Annotated in this window: 15 protein-coding genes and 1 pseudogene; 6 read left to right on the top strand and 10 right to left on the bottom strand. The window is 73.6% G+C overall.

Annotated features, from left to right (window positions below):
• Window positions 1-136: 136 nt before the first annotated feature.
• Both CG736_RS11780 and CG736_RS11785 read left to right on the top strand, forming a co-directional pair.
• The gene (locus tag CG736_RS11780; RefSeq protein ID WP_157815528.1) at window positions 137-673 is read left to right on the top strand and encodes a DUF1772 domain-containing protein; all 537 of its coding nucleotides are present in this window, start codon (window positions 137-139) and stop codon (window positions 671-673) included.
• 35 nt (window positions 674-708) lie between these two features.
• Window positions 709-1,488: a cyclase family protein gene (locus tag CG736_RS11785; RefSeq protein ID WP_100586134.1), complete on the top strand. Its 780-nt coding sequence runs from the start codon at window positions 709-711 to the stop codon at window positions 1,486-1,488.
• A gap of 100 nt (window positions 1,489-1,588) precedes the next feature.
• On the opposite strand, the gene CG736_RS11790 is transcribed toward CG736_RS11785, so the two are convergent.
• Window positions 1,589-2,062 (bottom strand): nuclear transport factor 2 family protein, encoded by a 474-nt coding sequence (locus CG736_RS11790; protein WP_043910485.1) that lies wholly within the window; start codon window positions 2,060-2,062, stop codon window positions 1,589-1,591.
• Window positions 2,063-2,225: 163 nt separating this feature from the next.
• Here CG736_RS11790 and CG736_RS11795 point away from each other — a divergent pair, with 163 nt between their 5' ends.
• Both CG736_RS11795 and CG736_RS11800 read left to right on the top strand, forming a co-directional pair.
• On the top strand, window positions 2,226-3,785 hold the full coding sequence (locus CG736_RS11795) for a class I adenylate-forming enzyme family protein (protein ID WP_157815529.1): 1,560 nt from the start codon (window positions 2,226-2,228) through the stop codon (window positions 3,783-3,785).
• Window positions 3,786-3,787: 2 nt separating this feature from the next.
• A complete protein-coding gene (locus CG736_RS11800) occupies window positions 3,788-5,251 on the top strand; it encodes an MFS transporter (protein WP_198520455.1) in 1,464 nt (487 codons plus the stop codon).
• A gap of 60 nt (window positions 5,252-5,311) precedes the next feature.
• On the opposite strand, the gene CG736_RS11805 is transcribed toward CG736_RS11800, so the two are convergent.
• The 8 genes from CG736_RS11805 to CG736_RS11840 are packed head-to-tail and all read right to left on the bottom strand — an operon-like array spanning window position 5,312 to window position 12,819.
• Complete coding sequence (locus CG736_RS11805) at window positions 5,312-6,058, bottom strand: SDR family NAD(P)-dependent oxidoreductase (protein WP_232733942.1); 747 nt, start codon at window positions 6,056-6,058, stop codon at window positions 5,312-5,314.
• Window positions 6,046-7,044, bottom strand: a complete 999-nt coding sequence (locus CG736_RS11810; RefSeq protein ID WP_232733943.1) for an aromatase/cyclase — start codon at window positions 7,042-7,044, stop codon at window positions 6,046-6,048. Before CG736_RS11810 ends, CG736_RS11805 begins: the two co-directional genes overlap by 13 nt.
• A gap of 26 nt (window positions 7,045-7,070) precedes the next feature.
• Window positions 7,071-7,865, bottom strand: coding sequence for an SDR family NAD(P)-dependent oxidoreductase (locus tag CG736_RS11815; protein ID WP_100586137.1), 795 nt, complete (start codon window positions 7,863-7,865; stop codon window positions 7,071-7,073).
• 60 nt (window positions 7,866-7,925) lie between these two features.
• The gene (locus tag CG736_RS11820) at window positions 7,926-8,972 is read right to left on the bottom strand and encodes an acyltransferase domain-containing protein (protein ID WP_232733944.1); all 1,047 of its coding nucleotides are present in this window, start codon (window positions 8,970-8,972) and stop codon (window positions 7,926-7,928) included.
• A 4-nt stretch (window positions 8,973-8,976) separates the two neighbouring features.
• Window positions 8,977-9,240 (bottom strand): acyl carrier protein, encoded by a 264-nt coding sequence (locus CG736_RS11825; RefSeq protein ID WP_100586138.1) that lies wholly within the window; start codon window positions 9,238-9,240, stop codon window positions 8,977-8,979.
• A complete protein-coding gene (locus CG736_RS11830) occupies window positions 9,237-10,475 on the bottom strand; it encodes a ketosynthase chain-length factor (protein ID WP_100586139.1) in 1,239 nt (412 codons plus the stop codon). Before CG736_RS11830 ends, CG736_RS11825 begins: the two co-directional genes overlap by 4 nt.
• Window positions 10,472-11,764 (bottom strand): beta-ketoacyl synthase, encoded by a 1,293-nt coding sequence (locus CG736_RS11835; protein WP_100586140.1) that lies wholly within the window; start codon window positions 11,762-11,764, stop codon window positions 10,472-10,474. Before CG736_RS11835 ends, CG736_RS11830 begins: the two co-directional genes overlap by 4 nt.
• Window positions 11,761-12,819, bottom strand: a complete 1,059-nt coding sequence (locus CG736_RS11840) for a ketoacyl-ACP synthase III family protein (RefSeq protein WP_100586141.1) — start codon at window positions 12,817-12,819, stop codon at window positions 11,761-11,763. Before CG736_RS11840 ends, CG736_RS11835 begins: the two co-directional genes overlap by 4 nt.
• Before the next feature lie 431 nt (window positions 12,820-13,250).
• Between CG736_RS11840 and CG736_RS11845 the strand changes: the two genes are divergently transcribed.
• Window positions 13,251-14,489, top strand: a complete 1,239-nt coding sequence (locus CG736_RS11845; RefSeq protein ID WP_100586142.1) for a sensor histidine kinase — start codon at window positions 13,251-13,253, stop codon at window positions 14,487-14,489.
• 97 nt (window positions 14,490-14,586) lie between these two features.
• A pseudogene (locus tag CG736_RS37020) lies at window positions 14,587-15,037 on the top strand (transposase family protein); the annotation flags it as partial.
• 182 nt (window positions 15,038-15,219) lie between these two features.
• Here the strand turns inward: CG736_RS37020 and CG736_RS11855 are convergent.
• On the bottom strand, window positions 15,220-15,774 hold the full coding sequence (locus CG736_RS11855; RefSeq protein ID WP_157815530.1) for an RICIN domain-containing protein: 555 nt from the start codon (window positions 15,772-15,774) through the stop codon (window positions 15,220-15,222).
• Window positions 15,775-16,030: the final 256 nt, after the last annotated feature.

Raw genomic sequence — 16,030 nt, forward strand, 5'->3', positions numbered from 1 at the left:
TGACTCCGTCACAGGTGCACCCGGTCGCCGGTCACGACCCCGACGGGCCGTCACGGGCCGGGCCGCCGGTCTTGAGCAGGTCTCTAGCACCAGCACCGACCCTTCCTCCACGACTATTCACGAAGGAGGCGGCACCGTGCCGTTCCGCGTCTTCCTCCACCTGGCCGCCCTGTCGGCCGGGCTCTTCGCCGGCTTCTGCTTCTGCTACGCGGTCGTCGTCACGCCCGCCCTGGAGCGGCTGGACGACGAGGCGTACGTGACGACGATGCGCCGACTCAACGAGGCGGTGCCGGGCGTGCTGTTCTTCCTGGTGATCGTGGGTTCGGTGGTCTGGCCGCTGGCCGCGTTCCTGGTCCGCACGCCGTGGCGCGGCGCCGACACCCGGGTCTGGCTGATCGGGGCGGCCGCACTGCTCTCCCTCACCGCCTTCGTGGTCTCGCTGGCCGTGGAGGTGCCGATGAACACCCAGCTGGCCGACGCGGTCACCACCACCGCGGACCAGTTCCACCAGGCCCGGGCGGCCATCGAGCACTCCTGGAACAACTGGCACGTGGTGCGCACCGTCTGCGCGGTGCTCTCGACGGTGCTCCTGGTCGGCGCCTGCCTGACCCCGGACCGGGCCGGCAGCGCCCAGCCCGCGGCGCCCAGCACCGCACCCGTCCGAAGCAAGTGAACGACGCCCCGTCAATCCGAAAGGGCCGAGCGGCCATGCGACTTATCGACCTCTCCGCACCGGTGGACGCCTCCGGCTGGGAACCCGAGCCGGTCAAGCACACGGTGATGTCGGCCGCCGAGGGCGCCCGGCACATGACCGACGGCATGCGCGAGAACTTCGGCATCGACCTGCGCCCCGAGGAGCTGCCGGGCGGCGAGTTCCTCACCAACGACATGCTCTACCTCTCCTCGCACACCGGCACCCACGTGGACGCCCCCGCGCACTACGGCACCCGCGCCGACGGGCAGGTGGCCCGCACCATCGACGAGATGCCGCTGGACTGGTTCGACCGGCCCGCGTTCGTGCTGGACGTCCGGGACACCGCGGGCCGCACCGTGGACGCGGCCGCCGTGGAGCTGGCCCTGAAGGCCATCGACTACCGGCCGCAGCCGATGGACATCGCGCTGTTCCGCACCGGCGCCGCCGAATGGGCCGGCAGCCAGCGCTACTTCACCGACTTCATCGGCCTGGACGGCTCGGCCGTGCGGTACCTGATGGACCTGGGGGTGCGGGTGATCGGCACCGACGCGTTCAGCCTGGACGCCCCGTTCGGCGCCATCATCGAGAAGTACCGGGCCACCGGCGACCCCGGCGTGCTCTGGCCGGCGCACTTCGCCGGCCGGGAGCGCGAGTACTGCCAGATCGAGCGGCTCTCCAACCTGGAGGCGCTGCCCGCGCCGCACGGCTTCTCGGTGACCTGCTTCCCCGTCAAGATCCGGGGCGGCGGCGCCGGTTGGACCCGCGCGGTGGCCCGGGTCGCCGACCCGGAGTGACCCGGCGGCCGACGCCGGCGGCGACCTGGTGACTCCCCGCGCACGTGTGCCCGGTACGGCGGCGAGCCGTACCGGGCACACGTGCGTGCGCAGGCGGTCGTCAGTCGCGCGGCGGCAGGTCGTCGCGCAGCACGTGCCGGCTGCGGATCCGCCAGCCGCCGTCCGGCTGGCGCACCAGCACGTCCTGGCAGGACGTCATGCAGTAGATGCCGGTGGGCTGTCCGGGCAGCGTGGTGAAGACCGCGACGTAGGAGCGGGTGCGCACCACCGTCGCCGCCTCGTCCTCGGGCTCGACGGCGAGCATGGTCATCACGTGCCGGCGGGTGACGCCGGTGGGCCTGCGGGCCTCCTCGGCGGCCAGGGTGGCCGTCTCGATCGTCTCCCGCCCGCGGACCGGCGCCGGGAGGGCGTTGCTGTCGAACTCGCCGTCCTCGGTGAAGCCGAGCGCCCAGGTGCGGGCGTCGCCGCCGTCCACGGCCTGCATGTGGCGGGCGTAGAACTGCTGGATCGCGATGTACAGCTGGGCGTCGGCGCTGCTGCTCAACGGCGCGACGGGGCTGAACAGGTCGGTCATGGGGGCTCCTCGCCGGATGGGTGTGCGGATGCAGGGCGAGGGTGCCAGCCGGTTCTGGAGCCGCAGCGGAGCCGGGGCGGCTCCGGCGTCGGTCGAGCGGCTGTCGAGTGGACCGCCCGACGATGACGCGGAGGTCTGTCCCCGTGTGCCGCAGGAGGCGAACATGGCCGAAGTCACTGCCCCGTCCGAGACCGCCGCGGCGGTCAGCAGCGGTGGTCCGCTGCCCGACGTCCCGACCGGCACCGCCGACCGGTTGCTCTCCCTGGCCGCCGCCGCCCGCCCGGACGCGCCCGCCGTGATCGTGCCCGGCGGCGAGGAGTTGACCTTCGCGCAGCTGGACGAGCGCGCCGACGCCTACGCCCGGGGCCTGCGCCGGCTGCTGGGCGACTCCGGCGCGGTGGTGCTGCTGTCCGCCGCGATGGCGCCCGACTTCGGTGCGCTGTACCACGGCATCATCCGCAGCGGTAACACCGTCGCCCCGGTCAACCCGTTCTATCCGCCGCACCTGCTGAAGCACGTCGCGGCGCTCTCCGGCGCCCGGGCCGCCATCGTCACCCCCGAGGCGCGCGACCGGTTGGCCGCGTTCGGCGGCGAACTGCCGCAGCTGGAGCACCTGTTCACCATCGGCGAGGGCGCCCGGGCGCTGCTGCGCCAGGACGGCGCGCCGGCCGGCGACGGCACCGGGACTGCCTGCCTGCTCTTCACCAGCGGCTCCACCGGCAGCCCCAAGGCCGTCCGGCTGAGCCACCGCAACCTGCTGACCGGCGCCGCCCAGCTGGCCGCCGCGCACGGCCAGGGACCGGACTCGCTTGTGCTCAACGGCCTGCCGATCTACCACCCGATGCACCTCAACGCCTCGCTGCACGCGGGCGCGACCCATGTGCTCTCCGGCCACGACATCGGCGACGCGCTGCGGCACGCCGACGACCACCGGGCCACGCACTTCTACACCCTGCCGTTCCGGCTGGTCGCGGCCGCCAACGCGCCCGAGCCGCCCGGCCCGGCGCCGCGCGCGCTGCGGATGCTCTCCACCGGCGGCGCCCCGCTGCGCCCCGCCGTGCTGCGCAGGCTGGAGGAGCGGATCGGCGCGCCGGTGCTCCAGGGCTACGGCCTGTCCGAGACCTCCTCGCTGGCCACCTCGGACCGGCTGGACACCCGCTGCCCCGGCTCGGTGGGCCGCCCGCTGCCCGGCAGCCGGCTGCGCGTGGTCGACCCGCGCACCGGAGTCCCGCTGCCCGCGGGCGAGTTGGGCGAGATCCAGGTCCAGGGCCCGAACGTGATGCAGGGCTACCTGGCCACCCCGTCGGCGGTGGACGCCGAGGGCTGGCTCTCCACCAGCGACATCGGCCGACTCGACGCGGCGGGCAACGTGTTCTTCCTGGACCGGGTGCGCGACGTCTTCGAGGCCGCCGACGGCGCCCTGGTCTCCCCCGGGCAGATCGAGGCGCTGCTGGACGAGCTGCCCGAGGTGGCCGAGAGCGCCGTGGTCGACGCCCCGGCGGGCGACCGGGTGCGGCCCGTCGCCTACCTGGTGACCCGCGGGCCGGCCGACGCCGCCGACCTGCTCCGCCGCGCCAACTCCGATCTGACGGAGCACCAGCAGCTGCTCCGCGTCCGGCTGGTGGACGCGCTGCCCCGGCTGCCCAACGGAAAGCTCGACCGCTCCACGCTGCGCGGGACGGCCCGCGAATCGGCGACGACCGAAAGGATGGCAACCTCATGAGCATGAGCAGTACCGCGCGCACCTCGCTGGTCACAGGTGTCGTGGTCTTCATGATCTCGCTCGACAACCTGGTGGTGACGACCGCACTGCCGCAGATCCGCGAGCATCTGCACATCGGCATCGACGGCCTGGAATGGACCGTCAACGCCTACACCCTGACCTACGCCGTGCTGCTGCTGACCGCCTCGGCGGTCGCCGAGCGGTTCGGCCGGCGGCGCTTCTTCATGATCGGCATCGGCCTGTTCACCCTCGGCTCGCTGCTGGCGGCGCTCTCCTCCGACGTCGCGCTGCTGGTGGCCGGCCGGGCCGTCCAGGGGCTGGGGGCGGCGGTCCTGCTGCCGCTCACCCTGACCCTGGTGGCGGCGGCCTACCCGCCCGAGAAGCGGGCCGCCGCGCTGGGCATCTGGGGCGCCGTCGGCGGGCTGGCGGTGGCGCTCGGCCCGCTGGTCGGCGGAATGATCGTCAAATGGGCCTCCTGGCAGTGGATCTTCTGGATCAACGTGCCGATCGGCGTGGCCATGCTGGTGCTCACCCCGCTCTGGCTGAGCGAGCAGCGCGGCGAGCCGCGCCCGCTGGACCTGCCCGGCACGGTGCTGGCCAGCGCCGGCCTGCTCGGCGTGGTGTACGGCCTGATCCGCGGCCCGCAGGCGGGCTGGACGGCCGCCGGCGTGGTGCTGCCGCTGGCCGCCGGCCTGCTGCTGCTCGTCGCCTTCCTCTGGTGGCAGCAGCGCACCCCCCACCCGATGCTGCCGCTGCGGCACTTCCGCAACCGCACCTTCGCCGCCGTCAACGCGGTGTCGCTGCTGATGTACTTCGGCATGTTCGGCTCGATCTTCCTGATCACCCAGTACCTCCAGGACGTGCAGCACGCCGGGCCGCTCGGCGCGGGCGTGCGGCTGCTCTCCTGGACCGGCCTGACCATGATCGGCGCCCCGCTGGGCGCGGTGCTGGCGGGCCGGTACGGTGGGCGGGCGCTGCTCACCGTCGGCCTGGCGCTGCAGGCGGCCGGGCTGGTGTACCTGGCGCTGGTGGTCGGCACCGACACCGGCTACCCGGCCCTGGTGCCCGGCTTCGCGCTCAACGGCTTCGGCATGGGCCTGTTCTTCGGGCCCAGCGCGGACGTGGCGCTCGGCGCGGTGGAGCGCTCCGAGGAGGGCATCGCCTCGGGCACCAACAACACGGTCCGCGAGCTCGGCGGGGTCTTCGGCGTCGCGGTGCTCTCCTCGGTCTTCACCGCGCACGGCGGCTACGGCAGTGCCGCCGCGTACGTCGACGGGATGCGTCCGGCGGTCTGGATCGGCGCGGCGGTGGTCGCCGCGGGCGCCGTGGCGGCGCTGTTCGTCGACCGCGACGCCGCCCGGTCGAAGGCGCCGGCGGAACCGGAGGCGACGGCGGCGGCGGAGGCCGAGCCGGAGGGCCACCCGGTCGGGTACCTGGCGATCGTCGACGAGCGACCGACGGTGTGACCGCATGACGGAAGGGGGCGCGGACCTGTGGTCCGCGCCCCCTTCCGCATGGCCGGCGGGTCAGTGCCCCATGCCGCCGTCCACCTCGATCACCGCGCCGTTCACGTAGGAGCTCTCCTCGCCGGCCAGGAACGCCGCCACCGCGCCGATCTCCTCGCCGCGGCCCGCGCGACCGGAGGCGAGCTTCGGCAGGAACTGCCCCCACAGCCGCTCGTTCGCCGCCAGCGCCCTGCCCATGCCCCGGTCGACGACGCCCGGGGCGAGGCAGTTGACGGTGATGCCGTCGGCGGCCACCTCCAGGGCGGTGACCCGGGTGAGCGCCTCCACCGCCGCCTTGGTCGCGCAGTACGCGCCGGCGCCGGGCATCGGCCGGGTGGAGAGCGCCGAGGAGAGCGTGATGATCCGGCCCCAGCCGCGCTCCCGCATCAGCGGCACGGCGGCCCGCAGGCAGTGGAAGGTGCCGCTCAGGTTGATCGTCACCGCCTCCGCCCAGGCCTCGGGCGACATCGCGGCCACCGGCCCCGGCGCGTTGACGGCGGCGTTGGCGACCACGATGTCCAGGGCGCCGAACCGGTCGACGGCGGACGCCATCGCCCGCTCCACCGAGTCCGGGTCCCGCACGTCGGTCTTGTGGAAGTGCACCCGGTCGCCGCCCAGCGCCAGCAGCGGTTCGGCGGCGGCCTCGTCCCGGGCGGCGCAGACCACCCGGGCGCCGCGGGCCAGCAGCGCCTCGGCGATCGACTCGCCGAGGCCCCGGTTGGCGCCGGTGACCACGGCGGTGCGGCCGGTCAGGCTCAACGCGTCCACGCCGCCCCCTGCTGCTCGGCGGCCTGCTGAGCGGCCTGCTGGGCGATCTGCTCGGCGAACTCCTTGGCGTGCCGCAGCGTGGTGGTGCTGTTGGCGCCCAGGTTGTGCCGGACCCGGGCCCGGGCGTCGGCCAGGCTGGTGCCCGGGCCGAGCAGCCGGGCCACCCCGTCCACGTCCAGGGTGACGCCGTGCCAGGAGGTGATCCGCACCCCGGCGCCGTGCGGCTCGACCGTCCAGCGCCCGGTGTGCGAGGCCAGTGCGGCAGGCAGCACGGTCTGCTTGTAGACCAGGGTGTGCTGCTCGGGGCGGAGCACCCGCAGCGAGACCGTGGTGTGCTCGGAGCCGTCGGGGGCCCGGGTGACCATCTCCATCCGCTGGACGTCGCCCTGCTCGGTCAGGTCGAGCCGGTCGACGTGCGGGAGCCGCTCCGGCCACAGCTCGGCCCGGGCCAGGAACTCGTAGACCGCCTCGGCCGGCCCCTCGGCGTCCACCGAGTCGGCGAAGGCGAACCGCAGCGGCTCGCCGTCCGGTGCGGGGGTCACGGCGCGGCTCAGCGCCTCCAGTTCGGCGGTGCTGTTGCGCTCCACCGCCTGCCCGATCCAGTCCGCCGCCGCCGCGTCGTCGTCCACGGTGGTCCAGTCGTGCAGCAGGGTGACCTCGGAGCCGCCGTCCGGCGCCGCGTCGACCTGCCACTCGCCGCCCATCGAGGCGACCGGCGGCGAGGAGACCACCTGCCGGAAGGTGATCCGGCGGGCCGCCGGATCCAGCGTGCGGCGCGAGGTCCAGTCCCGGACCTCGCCGTTGGCCAGCGCCCACAGGTGGATCAACTGCTGCTCACCGTCCGGTACTTCGGTGACCTCGGCGTGCACGGTCGGGGTGAAGACCTGCGGCCACTGGCCGGCGTCGGCGAGCAGCGCGTAGACCCGGTCGGGATCGGCCGGCACCGTGGTGCGGTGCCGGGTGGTGCGGATGCGTGGTTCAGCCACGGCGAAGCTCCTTGGGGAAGGGTCGGTCAGTAGTTGCCCAGGCCGCCGCAGACGTTGAGCGCCTGCGCGGTGATCGAGGCGGCCGTGCGGGTCGTCAGGTAGCCGACCAGGCCGGCCACCTCCTCGGGGGTGGAGTAGCGGCCGAGCGGGATCTTCGCGTGGAACTTCTCCAGCACCTGCTCCTCGGTGATCCCCCAGTGCGCGGCGTAGCCCTGCCGGACCCGCTCCGCCATCGGGGTCTCCACGTAGCCGGGGCAGACCGCGTTCACGGTGATCCCGCTGCCGGCCAGCTCCAGGCCGAGGGCCTTGGCGAAGCCGACCACTCCGTGCTTGGAGGCGGAGTACGGTGCGGCCAGCATCACGCCCTGCTTGCCGCCGGTGGAGGCGATGCTGATGACGCGTCCGTGCCCGGACTCCCGCATGCCGCCGGTGGTCAGCACCTCGCGGGTGACCCGGAAGACCGCGGTGAGGTTGGTGGCGATCACGTCGTCCCAGAGCTCGTCCGGGAGTTCGGCGGTGATGCCGCCGCCGCCCCGGCCGGCGTTGTTGACCAGGATGTCCAGCGGGCCGTACGCGGCGACCGCGGCCTGCACCAGGGCGCGCACCGCGGCGCCGTCGCGCACGTCGGCGGCGCTGCCCCGGACCTCCAGGCCGCGACCGCGGAGCTTCTCCACGACAGTCGCCACCAGCTCGGCGTCCCGGGCGCAGAAGTACACCGGGTGCCCGGCCTCGGCGAGGTGCTCGACGACGGCCAGGCCGATGCCGCTGGTGCCGCCGGTGACCAGGGCGGGCCGGCGTTGGGGGGTGGTCTTCTCGACCATGGTGGGGCTCCCTGAGGTTGGGGTCGGGCTGTCGTCGAAAGCCCTCGGTGGAAAGGGGGTTCAGGCCCGGGCGGCGGCCGGGGCGAGGTCGTCGAGGCCGAGCGGCCGCACCGGGTGGCCCTCCTCGACCAGGGTGCGCACCGCCCGCAGCACGTCGAGGCGGTCCGCCTCGGGCTGCCGGGCCCGGGTGCCGAGCAGCGGCGCCACCGCGCTGCGCCCGCTCGCCACCTCGCGGTGCCGGCGGGCCAGTGCGGTCAGGCCCTGCCCGGGCCCGGCCTCGACCAGCAGGTGCGGGCCGCGGCTCAGCAGCGCGTCCAGGGCCGGGGCGAACAGCACCGGCTCGGCGGGCTGCATCGCCCAGAACACCGGGTCGCAGGCGGAGCCCGGGTCGAGCTCCCCGCCCGTCCGGCCGGAGTAGACCGGTATCCCGGGCGGGGCGAGGCGCACCCCGGCGAACCCGGGCAGCGCGCGGCGGCAGCGGTCGGCCAGCGACGGGCTGTGGAACCCGCTGGTCGCCCTGGCCCGCATGCAGGTGTGGCCGGCCGCCCGCAGCCGCCGCGCGACCTGCTCCAACTGCGGGTCCGGGCCGGCCAGCAGCACCTGCTGCGGCCCGTTGACCGCGCCGACCACCACCTCGGCGGTGAGGTACGGCGCCAACTGCGCGGGGTTGGCGGCGACCGCGAGCATCCCGCCGGGCGGCGCGTCGGCGATCAGCTCGACCCGCTCGGCGAGCAGCCGGACGGCGTCCGGCAGCGACATCACGCCGGCCAGCACCGCGGCCACCGCCTCGCCGGCGCTGTGCCCGACGAACGCGGCGGGCCGCAGCCCCCAGGCGGTCAGCATCCGGGCGAGCGCGTAGTCCACCGCGAAGATCAGCGGCTGGGCCCGGGACACGTGGTCGAGGTCCACCGCGGGCCGCTCGGCCAGCCAGTCGGCGAGCGCCTGCTCGCCCAGCGGGCCGAGCAGCCCCAGCACCTCCTCGAAGGGCTCGGTGAACGCGGGCACCCGCCCGTACAGGCCGCGCGCCATGTTCGGGTACTGCGAGCCCTGGCCGGGCAGCAGCAGGGCGACCGGGCGCGGCGGCCGCAGTCCGGTGTCGGCGTCCACCAGGTCAGACGCCCTCGGCCGACGGCTGCTCCCCGCCGTTGACCACGGTGAGGAACTCCCGGGGCGTCTCCGCCGAGGCGGCGTCGTCGTCCAGCTCGACGCCGAAGTCGCGCTGGATCACGCCGATGGCCTGGAGCAGCGCCAGCGAGTCGTAGCCGAGCTCCGGGAACGGGACGTCGAGGATGTCGCCGGACAGGTCGACGGACTCGTCGGCGCCGGCGTTCTCGCGCAGGATCCGGGTCAGGGTGGGCAGGTCAAGGACGCTCATCGGGCGGTCTCCTCGGAATCGGTGGTGTCGTTGCAGCCGCGCAGGACCAGCGCGGAGTTGAAGCCGCCGTAGCCACGGGCCAGCACCAGTGCGGTGCGCAGCCGAGCCGGGCGCGGCGCCCCGGTGACCAGGTCGATGCGGTGCTCGGCGGCCGGCGCGTCGACCGGCGCGGTCGGCGGGATCAGCCCGTCGCGGATCGCCAGCAGCGCGGTGGCGACGTCCAGCGCGGCGCCGCCGAAGAGCCGCCCGGTCATGCTCTTGGGCACCGTGACCGGCACCCCGTACGGGCCGAACAGCTCGGTCAGGGCGTCGGACTCGATGCGGTCCAGCTCGGGCACGGCCGCGCCGTCGGCGAACACCACGTCCACCTCGTCCGGGCCGATCCCGGCGTCGTCGAGGGCGAGCCGGGCGGTCCGCAGCAGCCCGGGCGGGCGTCCGCTGTCCGGCGCCGGGTCCAGGGTGGCCGCGTACCCGGCGACCTCGCCGTACCGGCGGGCGCCGCGGGCGCGGGCCTGCTCGTCGTCCTCCAGGACCAGGATGGCGCCGCCCTCGCCGGGCACGTAGCCGCCGGCGTCGGAGGCGAACGGCAGGTAGGCGCGGTCCGGGTCGGCCGCGGTGGAGAGCAGCCCGGTGGCGATCTGCGGCGCCCAGCCCCACGGGCAGAGCGCCCCGTCGACCCCGCCGGAGACCACCACGGGCGTGCCGCGGCGGATGTGCCGCCGGGCGTGGCCCAGCGCGTCGATGCCGCCGGCCTGCTCGGTGACCAGCACCCCGCTCGGCCCGCGCAGGCCGTGCCGGATGGAGATCTGGCCGGAGTTGACGGCGTAGAACCAGGCGAACGACTGGTAGGCGCTGACGTGCTCCTTGCCCTGCGACCAGAGCGCCTGCAGCTCGCGCTGGCCGAACTCGACGCCGCCGCCGGAGGCCGCGGTCACCACTCCGGCGCCGTAGCGCGGCAGTTCCTCGGGGCGCAGCTCGGCGTCGGCGATGGCGCCCTCCGCGGCGAACAGCGCCAGCCGGGTCATCCGGTCGGTCTGCGGCAGCAGTCGGCTGGGCAGGTGCTCCGCGGCCTCGAAGTCCGGTATCTCGCCCGCCACCCGGGACGGGTAGGAGGACGCGTCGAACCGGGTGAGCGGGCGCAGTCCGCCGCGGCCGGCCAGCGTGGCCCGCCAGTAGGCGTCGGTCCCGAGGCCGTTGGGGGCGGCCACCCCGATACCGGTGACGACGGCGGTCATGGCATTCTCCGATCCGGGCGGGCCAGCACCATGGCGCTCTGGAAGCCGCCGAAACCACTGCCGACGCTGAGCACCGCGTCGGTGCGCTGCACCCGGGCCTGGAGCGGCACGTAGTCCAGGTCGCAGTCCGGGTCCGGCTCGTGCAGGTTGGCGGTGGGCGGCACCGTGCTGTGCTCCATCGCCAGCGCGCAGGCGGCGATCTCCAACGCGCCGATGGCGCCCAGCGAGTGGCCGATCATCGACTTGATCGAGCTGACGGGGGTGCGGTAGGCGTGCTCGCCCAGGCTGACCTTGAACGCCGCGGTCTCGTGACGGTCGTTCATCTTGGTGCTGGAGCCGTGCGCGTTGATGTAGTCCAGGCTGTCGGGGCCGAGCCGGGCCTCGTCCAGGGCGGCGGTGATCGCCGCGGCCATCTCGACGCCGTCCGCCTTCAGACCGGTCATGTGGTAGGCGTTGCAGCGCGAGGCGAAGCCGGCGATCTCGGCGTAGATCCGGGCGCCGCGGCGCCGGGCGTGCTCCAGCTCCTCCAGCATCAGCACCGCCGAACCCTCGCCCAGCACCAGGCCGTTGCGGGTCCGGTCGAACGGCCGGGAGGCGTGCTCCGGGTCGTCGTTGCGGGGCGTGGTGGCGTGGATCGCGTCGAAGCAGGCCGAGGTGATCGGCGAGATCGGCGCCTCGGTGGCGCCGGCCACCATCACGTCGACGGAGCCCTCCCGGATCAGCTCGGCCGCGTGGCCGAGCGCGTCCAGGCCGGAGGTGCAGCCGGTGGAGACCACTGCGGCCGGGCCCTCGGCGCCGGCCAGCCGGGCCACCTCCACCGCCATCGAGCTGGGCACGAAGTGGCGGTACAGGTCGCGGACCGCGTAACCGTGGTCGACCTCCCAGTGCCGGCCGCCGTCGCTGACCACCACGTACTCCTGCTCCAGGCTGGTGGTGCAGCCGACCGCGCAGCCCAGCGTGGTGCCGATCCGGCCGGGGTCGAGCGCCGCCACGGCCAGTCCGCTGTCGGCCAGCGCCTCGCGCGCCGCGACCACCGCGAACTGTGCGGCCCGGTCCAGCCGGCGGATCTCCTGCGGGCTCAGGCCCTCGCGAACCGGGTCGAAGTCGACCTCGGCGGCGACCCGGGAGCGGAACGGCGAGGGGTCGTAGTGGGTGATGGTGCGGGTGGCGGAGCGGCCGGCGGTGAGCAGCTCCCAGTACGCCTTGATCCCGATTCCCCCGGGGGCCACCGCCCCCAGGCCGGTGATCACCACCCGCCGGTCCGGCCTGCTCTCTCGGTGTCTCGTCACGCTGCTCCCGTGCCCTTTCCGCTCGGGCGCGGCGGCCCGAGCACCTCGATGACCGCGCACGACCAGGTGAAGCCGGCGCCGATGCCGACCAGCAGCACCAGTTGGCCGGGCCGCAGCGCACCACTGCGCCGCAGGTGGTCCAGGCCCGCGAACTGGTCCCCGGCGCCCAGGTGGCCGACGGCGCGGCTCCACGGCCAGGTGGACCGTTCCGGGTCGATGCCGAACGGTGTGAAGAAGGCCGCCTCCAGCCGTCGCCGGCCCAGGTGCGGCAGAACGAACCAGTCGATGTCGGCGAGCTTGTTGCCCGCCTCGTCCAGCGCCGTCTCCAGGGCCCGGCGCTGCCCGGCCGAGACCAGCGCGGTGCACCGGCCGACCCCGGTGCGGGAGACGAAGGCGCGCTTGGTGGTCTCCATGTCGACCACCGGGCGGTGCGCGAAGGGGGCGGCGCCGAACGGGTCGTCACCGCGGTGCATGCCCTCCAGCTCCGGGGCGGAGACCGTGGCCAGCGAGCGCAGCCGGGCGAAGCCGTCGCGGTTGGACAGCAGCAGCGCGGAGCCGCCGTCGGCGTAGTGGGTGCCCGGGTCGCCGTTCCAGCGGTCGAACCCGGGCGCCTCGAACCGGTCGCCGGCGGTGAGCAGCGCGTGCCTCCGCCCGGGCGCGGCGGCCAGGTAGCCGGCCGCCAGCTCCAGCGCGGCCATCCCGCCGTTGGAGAGCTGGCGGATCTCGACGGCAGGGCACGGCACGCAGCCCGGCGCGTCGGCCAGCACCTCGCGCTGGACGTAGGAGGCGGGCGCCCACAGGTCGTGGCCCTGGTAGTAGACGGTGGCGTGCAGCAGCAGGTCGAGCCCGGGCGAACCGGCCTCGGCGAACGCCCGGCGCGCGGCCCGGGCCGCCAGTTCGGGGCCTGACGGGCCGTCGGACACGGTCACCGCCAGGGCCTCGGTGCGGTCGGCGATCCGCCCGTCCAGCCGCCCGGCCGCGACGGCGGCCCGGACGTCCTGCGCGGGCGGCAGCTCGGTCGCGCCTCCCGCGATGAAGATCTCCGGGTATCTCACGCCCAGACCTCCCCCGTTCTTGAGCAGTGCGGTCGTCACCCGTCGCGGTCGTCACGCGTCGTGGTGGTCGTGCGTCGTGGTGGTCACCCGTCGCGGTCGTCACGCGCCGTGGTGGTCATGCGTCGTGGTGGTCGTGCGTCGTGGTCGTCGGGCAGACCGTCGGGGTGCCCGACGACCCGCGGCCGGAACGATCCGTCGGACGGGCTCTCACCTCGCGCCGCGACGGCTCCGCCATGGTGCGCACGAAACCTCGAACCCGACTGGATTCCCGTCGGAGCCCGTCGACCACCGGTGACCGGCGACCGCCGACGAAGGATGAACGCGGTGATCGCCGAGGGGGGTGGACTGCCAGGTAAGCGGGCCTATGCTTCGTCCGGAGAGTCTCAAGATCGAATGGGACGTCAGGCTGCTGCGGGACACATGGGGGACCGTTGACCGGACGCACTCGACACACCGGGCCGACCGGCCGCCACCACGAGGGCGAGCGGGCCTCCGGCGGACGGCAGCTGCCCGACGATTTGGACGGGACGGCCGGACCGTCCGCGCTGCTGGCCCGACTGATGGGCGGGGTCCCGCCGCGCCGACTGGCGCCGGCGCTGCTCGCCGTCATCATGGCCGGCTTCGTCGCGCAGAGCATGGTGGACATCTGCATCGGCATCTCCGGATCGCTCCGGCTGACCGGCCTGATGGTCGACTTCCTGCTGATCGCCGGCCTCCAGGTGGTGCACTGCCTGCCGTGCGCGGCCGGCCTGCGCCGACGGTTCGGCCACTGGACGCTGGCGTTACAGGCGGCGCTCGCCTTCGCGCCGCTCTACCTGGCGCACTGGAACACCGGCGCGATGATGGGCTTCGCCGGGGCGTCGGTGCTGCTCGTACTGGCGGGGCGGGACGCCTGGATCGGGTACGGCGTCTTCCTGCTGGTGCTGGCGCCGACCGGGCCGGTGCTCGGCATGCCCGCGGCCGGGTCGGTCTACCTGGTGGTGGCCAACCTGCTCTCCTCGCTGGTGCTCTACGGCATCACCAGGCTGGTGGAGCTGGTCGACCGGCTGTACGAGGCGCGCTCCGCGATGGCCGCCATGGCGGTCGAACGGGAGCGCCAGCGGTTCGCCCGCGACCTGCACGACCTGCTCGGCTACAGCCTCTCCACCATCACGGTGAAGTGCGAGCTGACCTCCGCGCTGGTCCGGGTCCGGCCCGAGCAGGCGCTCTCCGAGCTCACCGACGTGCTGGCGATCTCCCGCCAGGCGCTGGCCGACGTGCGCACGGTCGCCCGCGGCTACCGGGAGATGTCACTGCTCACCGAGATCGAGTCGGCCCGCGGGGTGCTGGCGGCGGGCGGCATCCGGGCACAGGTGGACGTCTCGGCGCCGGCGCCGTCGGGCGAGGCGAACACCGTGCTGGCCACCGTGCTGCGGGAGAGCGTCACCAACCTGCTGCGACACAGCAAGGCCGAGGTCTGCCGGATCGAGTTCACCACCGAGGGCCCCAACCTCCGCCTGCTGGTGGCCAACGACGGGGTGCACACCGAGCGCATCGGCACCCGGGAACCCGGCACCGGCCTGGCCAACCTGGCCGACCGGATCGCCGGCGTGGGCGGCCTGCTGGAGGTCGGCACGATCGAGGGCACCGACTGGTTCCGGCTTGCCGTCCAGGTGCCCGCGCAGTACTGAAGGTTGTCCGGTGAGGCCGAGGCCGTGGCATTTCTCCTGTACGGGTGGGGTGCTGAGGATCGGGCAGCTGTGGGCGGCGACGTTCACGGGTCTGCGGATGCGGCAGTTCGAGGGCCTGGTGAAGGTGATGCAGGAGCGGGGCGGCAACGGACCCGCCGGCGGTCGTCCTTGATGCCTGCCGCCGGCGGAGCGGGTGCTACTGGTAGCGGTTTTACTACCGGACGAACCTGACGATGCGGCAGCTGGGCTGCTCGGCGTCTGCTCGGCGTCTGCACGGCGACGGTGTGCGGCGTCGTGCAGTGCCTCGGCCCGCTGCTGGCAGTGGAGCCCGTCCGGCCGCCGGCCACGGGTGTCGAGCGGTTGTGGATCGTGGACGGCACGCTGGTGCCGGTGCGCGGCGGGAGGAGGACACCACCGAGCACCGACGCATTCGCGCCCGCGTCGAGCACGCCTTCGCCCGCATGAAGAACTACAGGATCCGCCGCGACTGCCGACAGAAGAACGACGGCCTGCACCATGCGGTGCAGGCCGTCGCCCACATGCACGACCGGTGTGCCAGATCTCCAGGACGGCCATGTCGCGGTCGACCGAAGCGATGCGGATGTTGTCGCATCCGGATGGAGGTCGGCGCCGAGACGGTCGGGAATCAGGACGCCTGGGCCAAGGACGCCATCCCCGCCGCCCACCGGCGACCCCGGAGCGCCGCAGCCGCCGGCCCGAAAGGTCGAGGTTAGTACACGTACCAGATCTGGTCGGCGAAGTTGGCGCAGTCGTACTGGAAGGCGCCGCTGTTGTTGGCGGTGCCCTGTACGACCAAACACTTCCCGCTGTTCATGTTCTGGAGGTGATACCGGTATCCGCCGTCGGGCAAGGGGTACCAGAACTGGTCGGGGAGGTTGGCGCAGTCGTACTGGAAGGCGCCGCTGTTGTTGGCGGTGCCCTGTACGACCAAGCACTTCCCGCTGTTGCTGTTGACGAGCTGGAACGCCGTTCCGCTTGAATTCCAGCGCTCGAACCACTGCTGGTCGGCGAGGTTGGCGCAGTCGTACTGGAAGGCGCCGCTGTTGTTGGCGGCGCCCTGTACGACCAGGCACTTCCAGCTGTTCGTGTTCTGGAAGTGCTCGGTGCCTGCGGTGAGCCCGGTGAGCTGCGCGCTGCTGCTCCGGGAGGTGATCTGCGCCTGTGCGCTCTCGGCCGAGGCCGAACTGGCCGGCCCGATCAGAGCGGCGGAGATGAGAGTGGCCCCCAGTGCTGCGGACCCCCCGGCCCGAAGTGCTTTCTTCACGACCTGAAGCATTGACCCCTCCATTTACTTCCAGCCTTGATGTCACGTCCATTGGGGCGTGACTTTTGAACTGTACATGAAGACGACTTTGGAGAGTAGGACTTTTCGGTAATTGCAGATTCCGGTTCGTGTCGATTCGATTGGATCGATCGGAGGAGATTCCAATTGTCCCGGTTGATCACCCTTATGGGAATATCTTGGAAATTATCGTGAATAAATTGGCGTCATGAAAAACCCGGCTGGTCGGCGCGGTGGT

It is taken from the genome of Kitasatospora sp. CB02891 (genome assembly GCF_002803145.1).
Classification (GTDB): domain Bacteria; phylum Actinomycetota; class Actinomycetes; order Streptomycetales; family Streptomycetaceae; genus Kitasatospora; species Kitasatospora griseola.

What these genes read in the sequence shown, in the direction of transcription:
- CG736_RS11795 (WP_157815529.1), top strand. Translation starts at nt 2,226, where the DNA reads ATGGCCGAAGTCACTGCCCCGTCCGAGACCGCCGCGGCGGTCAGCAGC.
- CG736_RS11815 (WP_100586137.1), bottom strand. Translation starts at nt 7,865, where the DNA reads ATGGTCGAGAAGACCACCCCCCAACGCCGGCCCGCCCTGGTCACCGGC.
- CG736_RS11790 (WP_043910485.1), bottom strand. Translation starts at nt 2,062, where the DNA reads ATGACCGACCTGTTCAGCCCCGTCGCGCCGTTGAGCAGCAGCGCCGAC.
- CG736_RS11785 (WP_100586134.1), top strand. Translation starts at nt 709, where the DNA reads ATGCGACTTATCGACCTCTCCGCACCGGTGGACGCCTCCGGCTGGGAA.
- CG736_RS11830 (WP_100586139.1), bottom strand. Translation starts at nt 10,475, where the DNA reads ATGACCGCCGTCGTCACCGGTATCGGGGTGGCCGCCCCCAACGGCCTC.
- CG736_RS11825 (WP_100586138.1), bottom strand. Translation starts at nt 9,240, where the DNA reads ATGAGCGTCCTTGACCTGCCCACCCTGACCCGGATCCTGCGCGAGAAC.
- CG736_RS11800 (WP_198520455.1), top strand. Translation starts at nt 3,788, where the DNA reads ATGAGCAGTACCGCGCGCACCTCGCTGGTCACAGGTGTCGTGGTCTTC.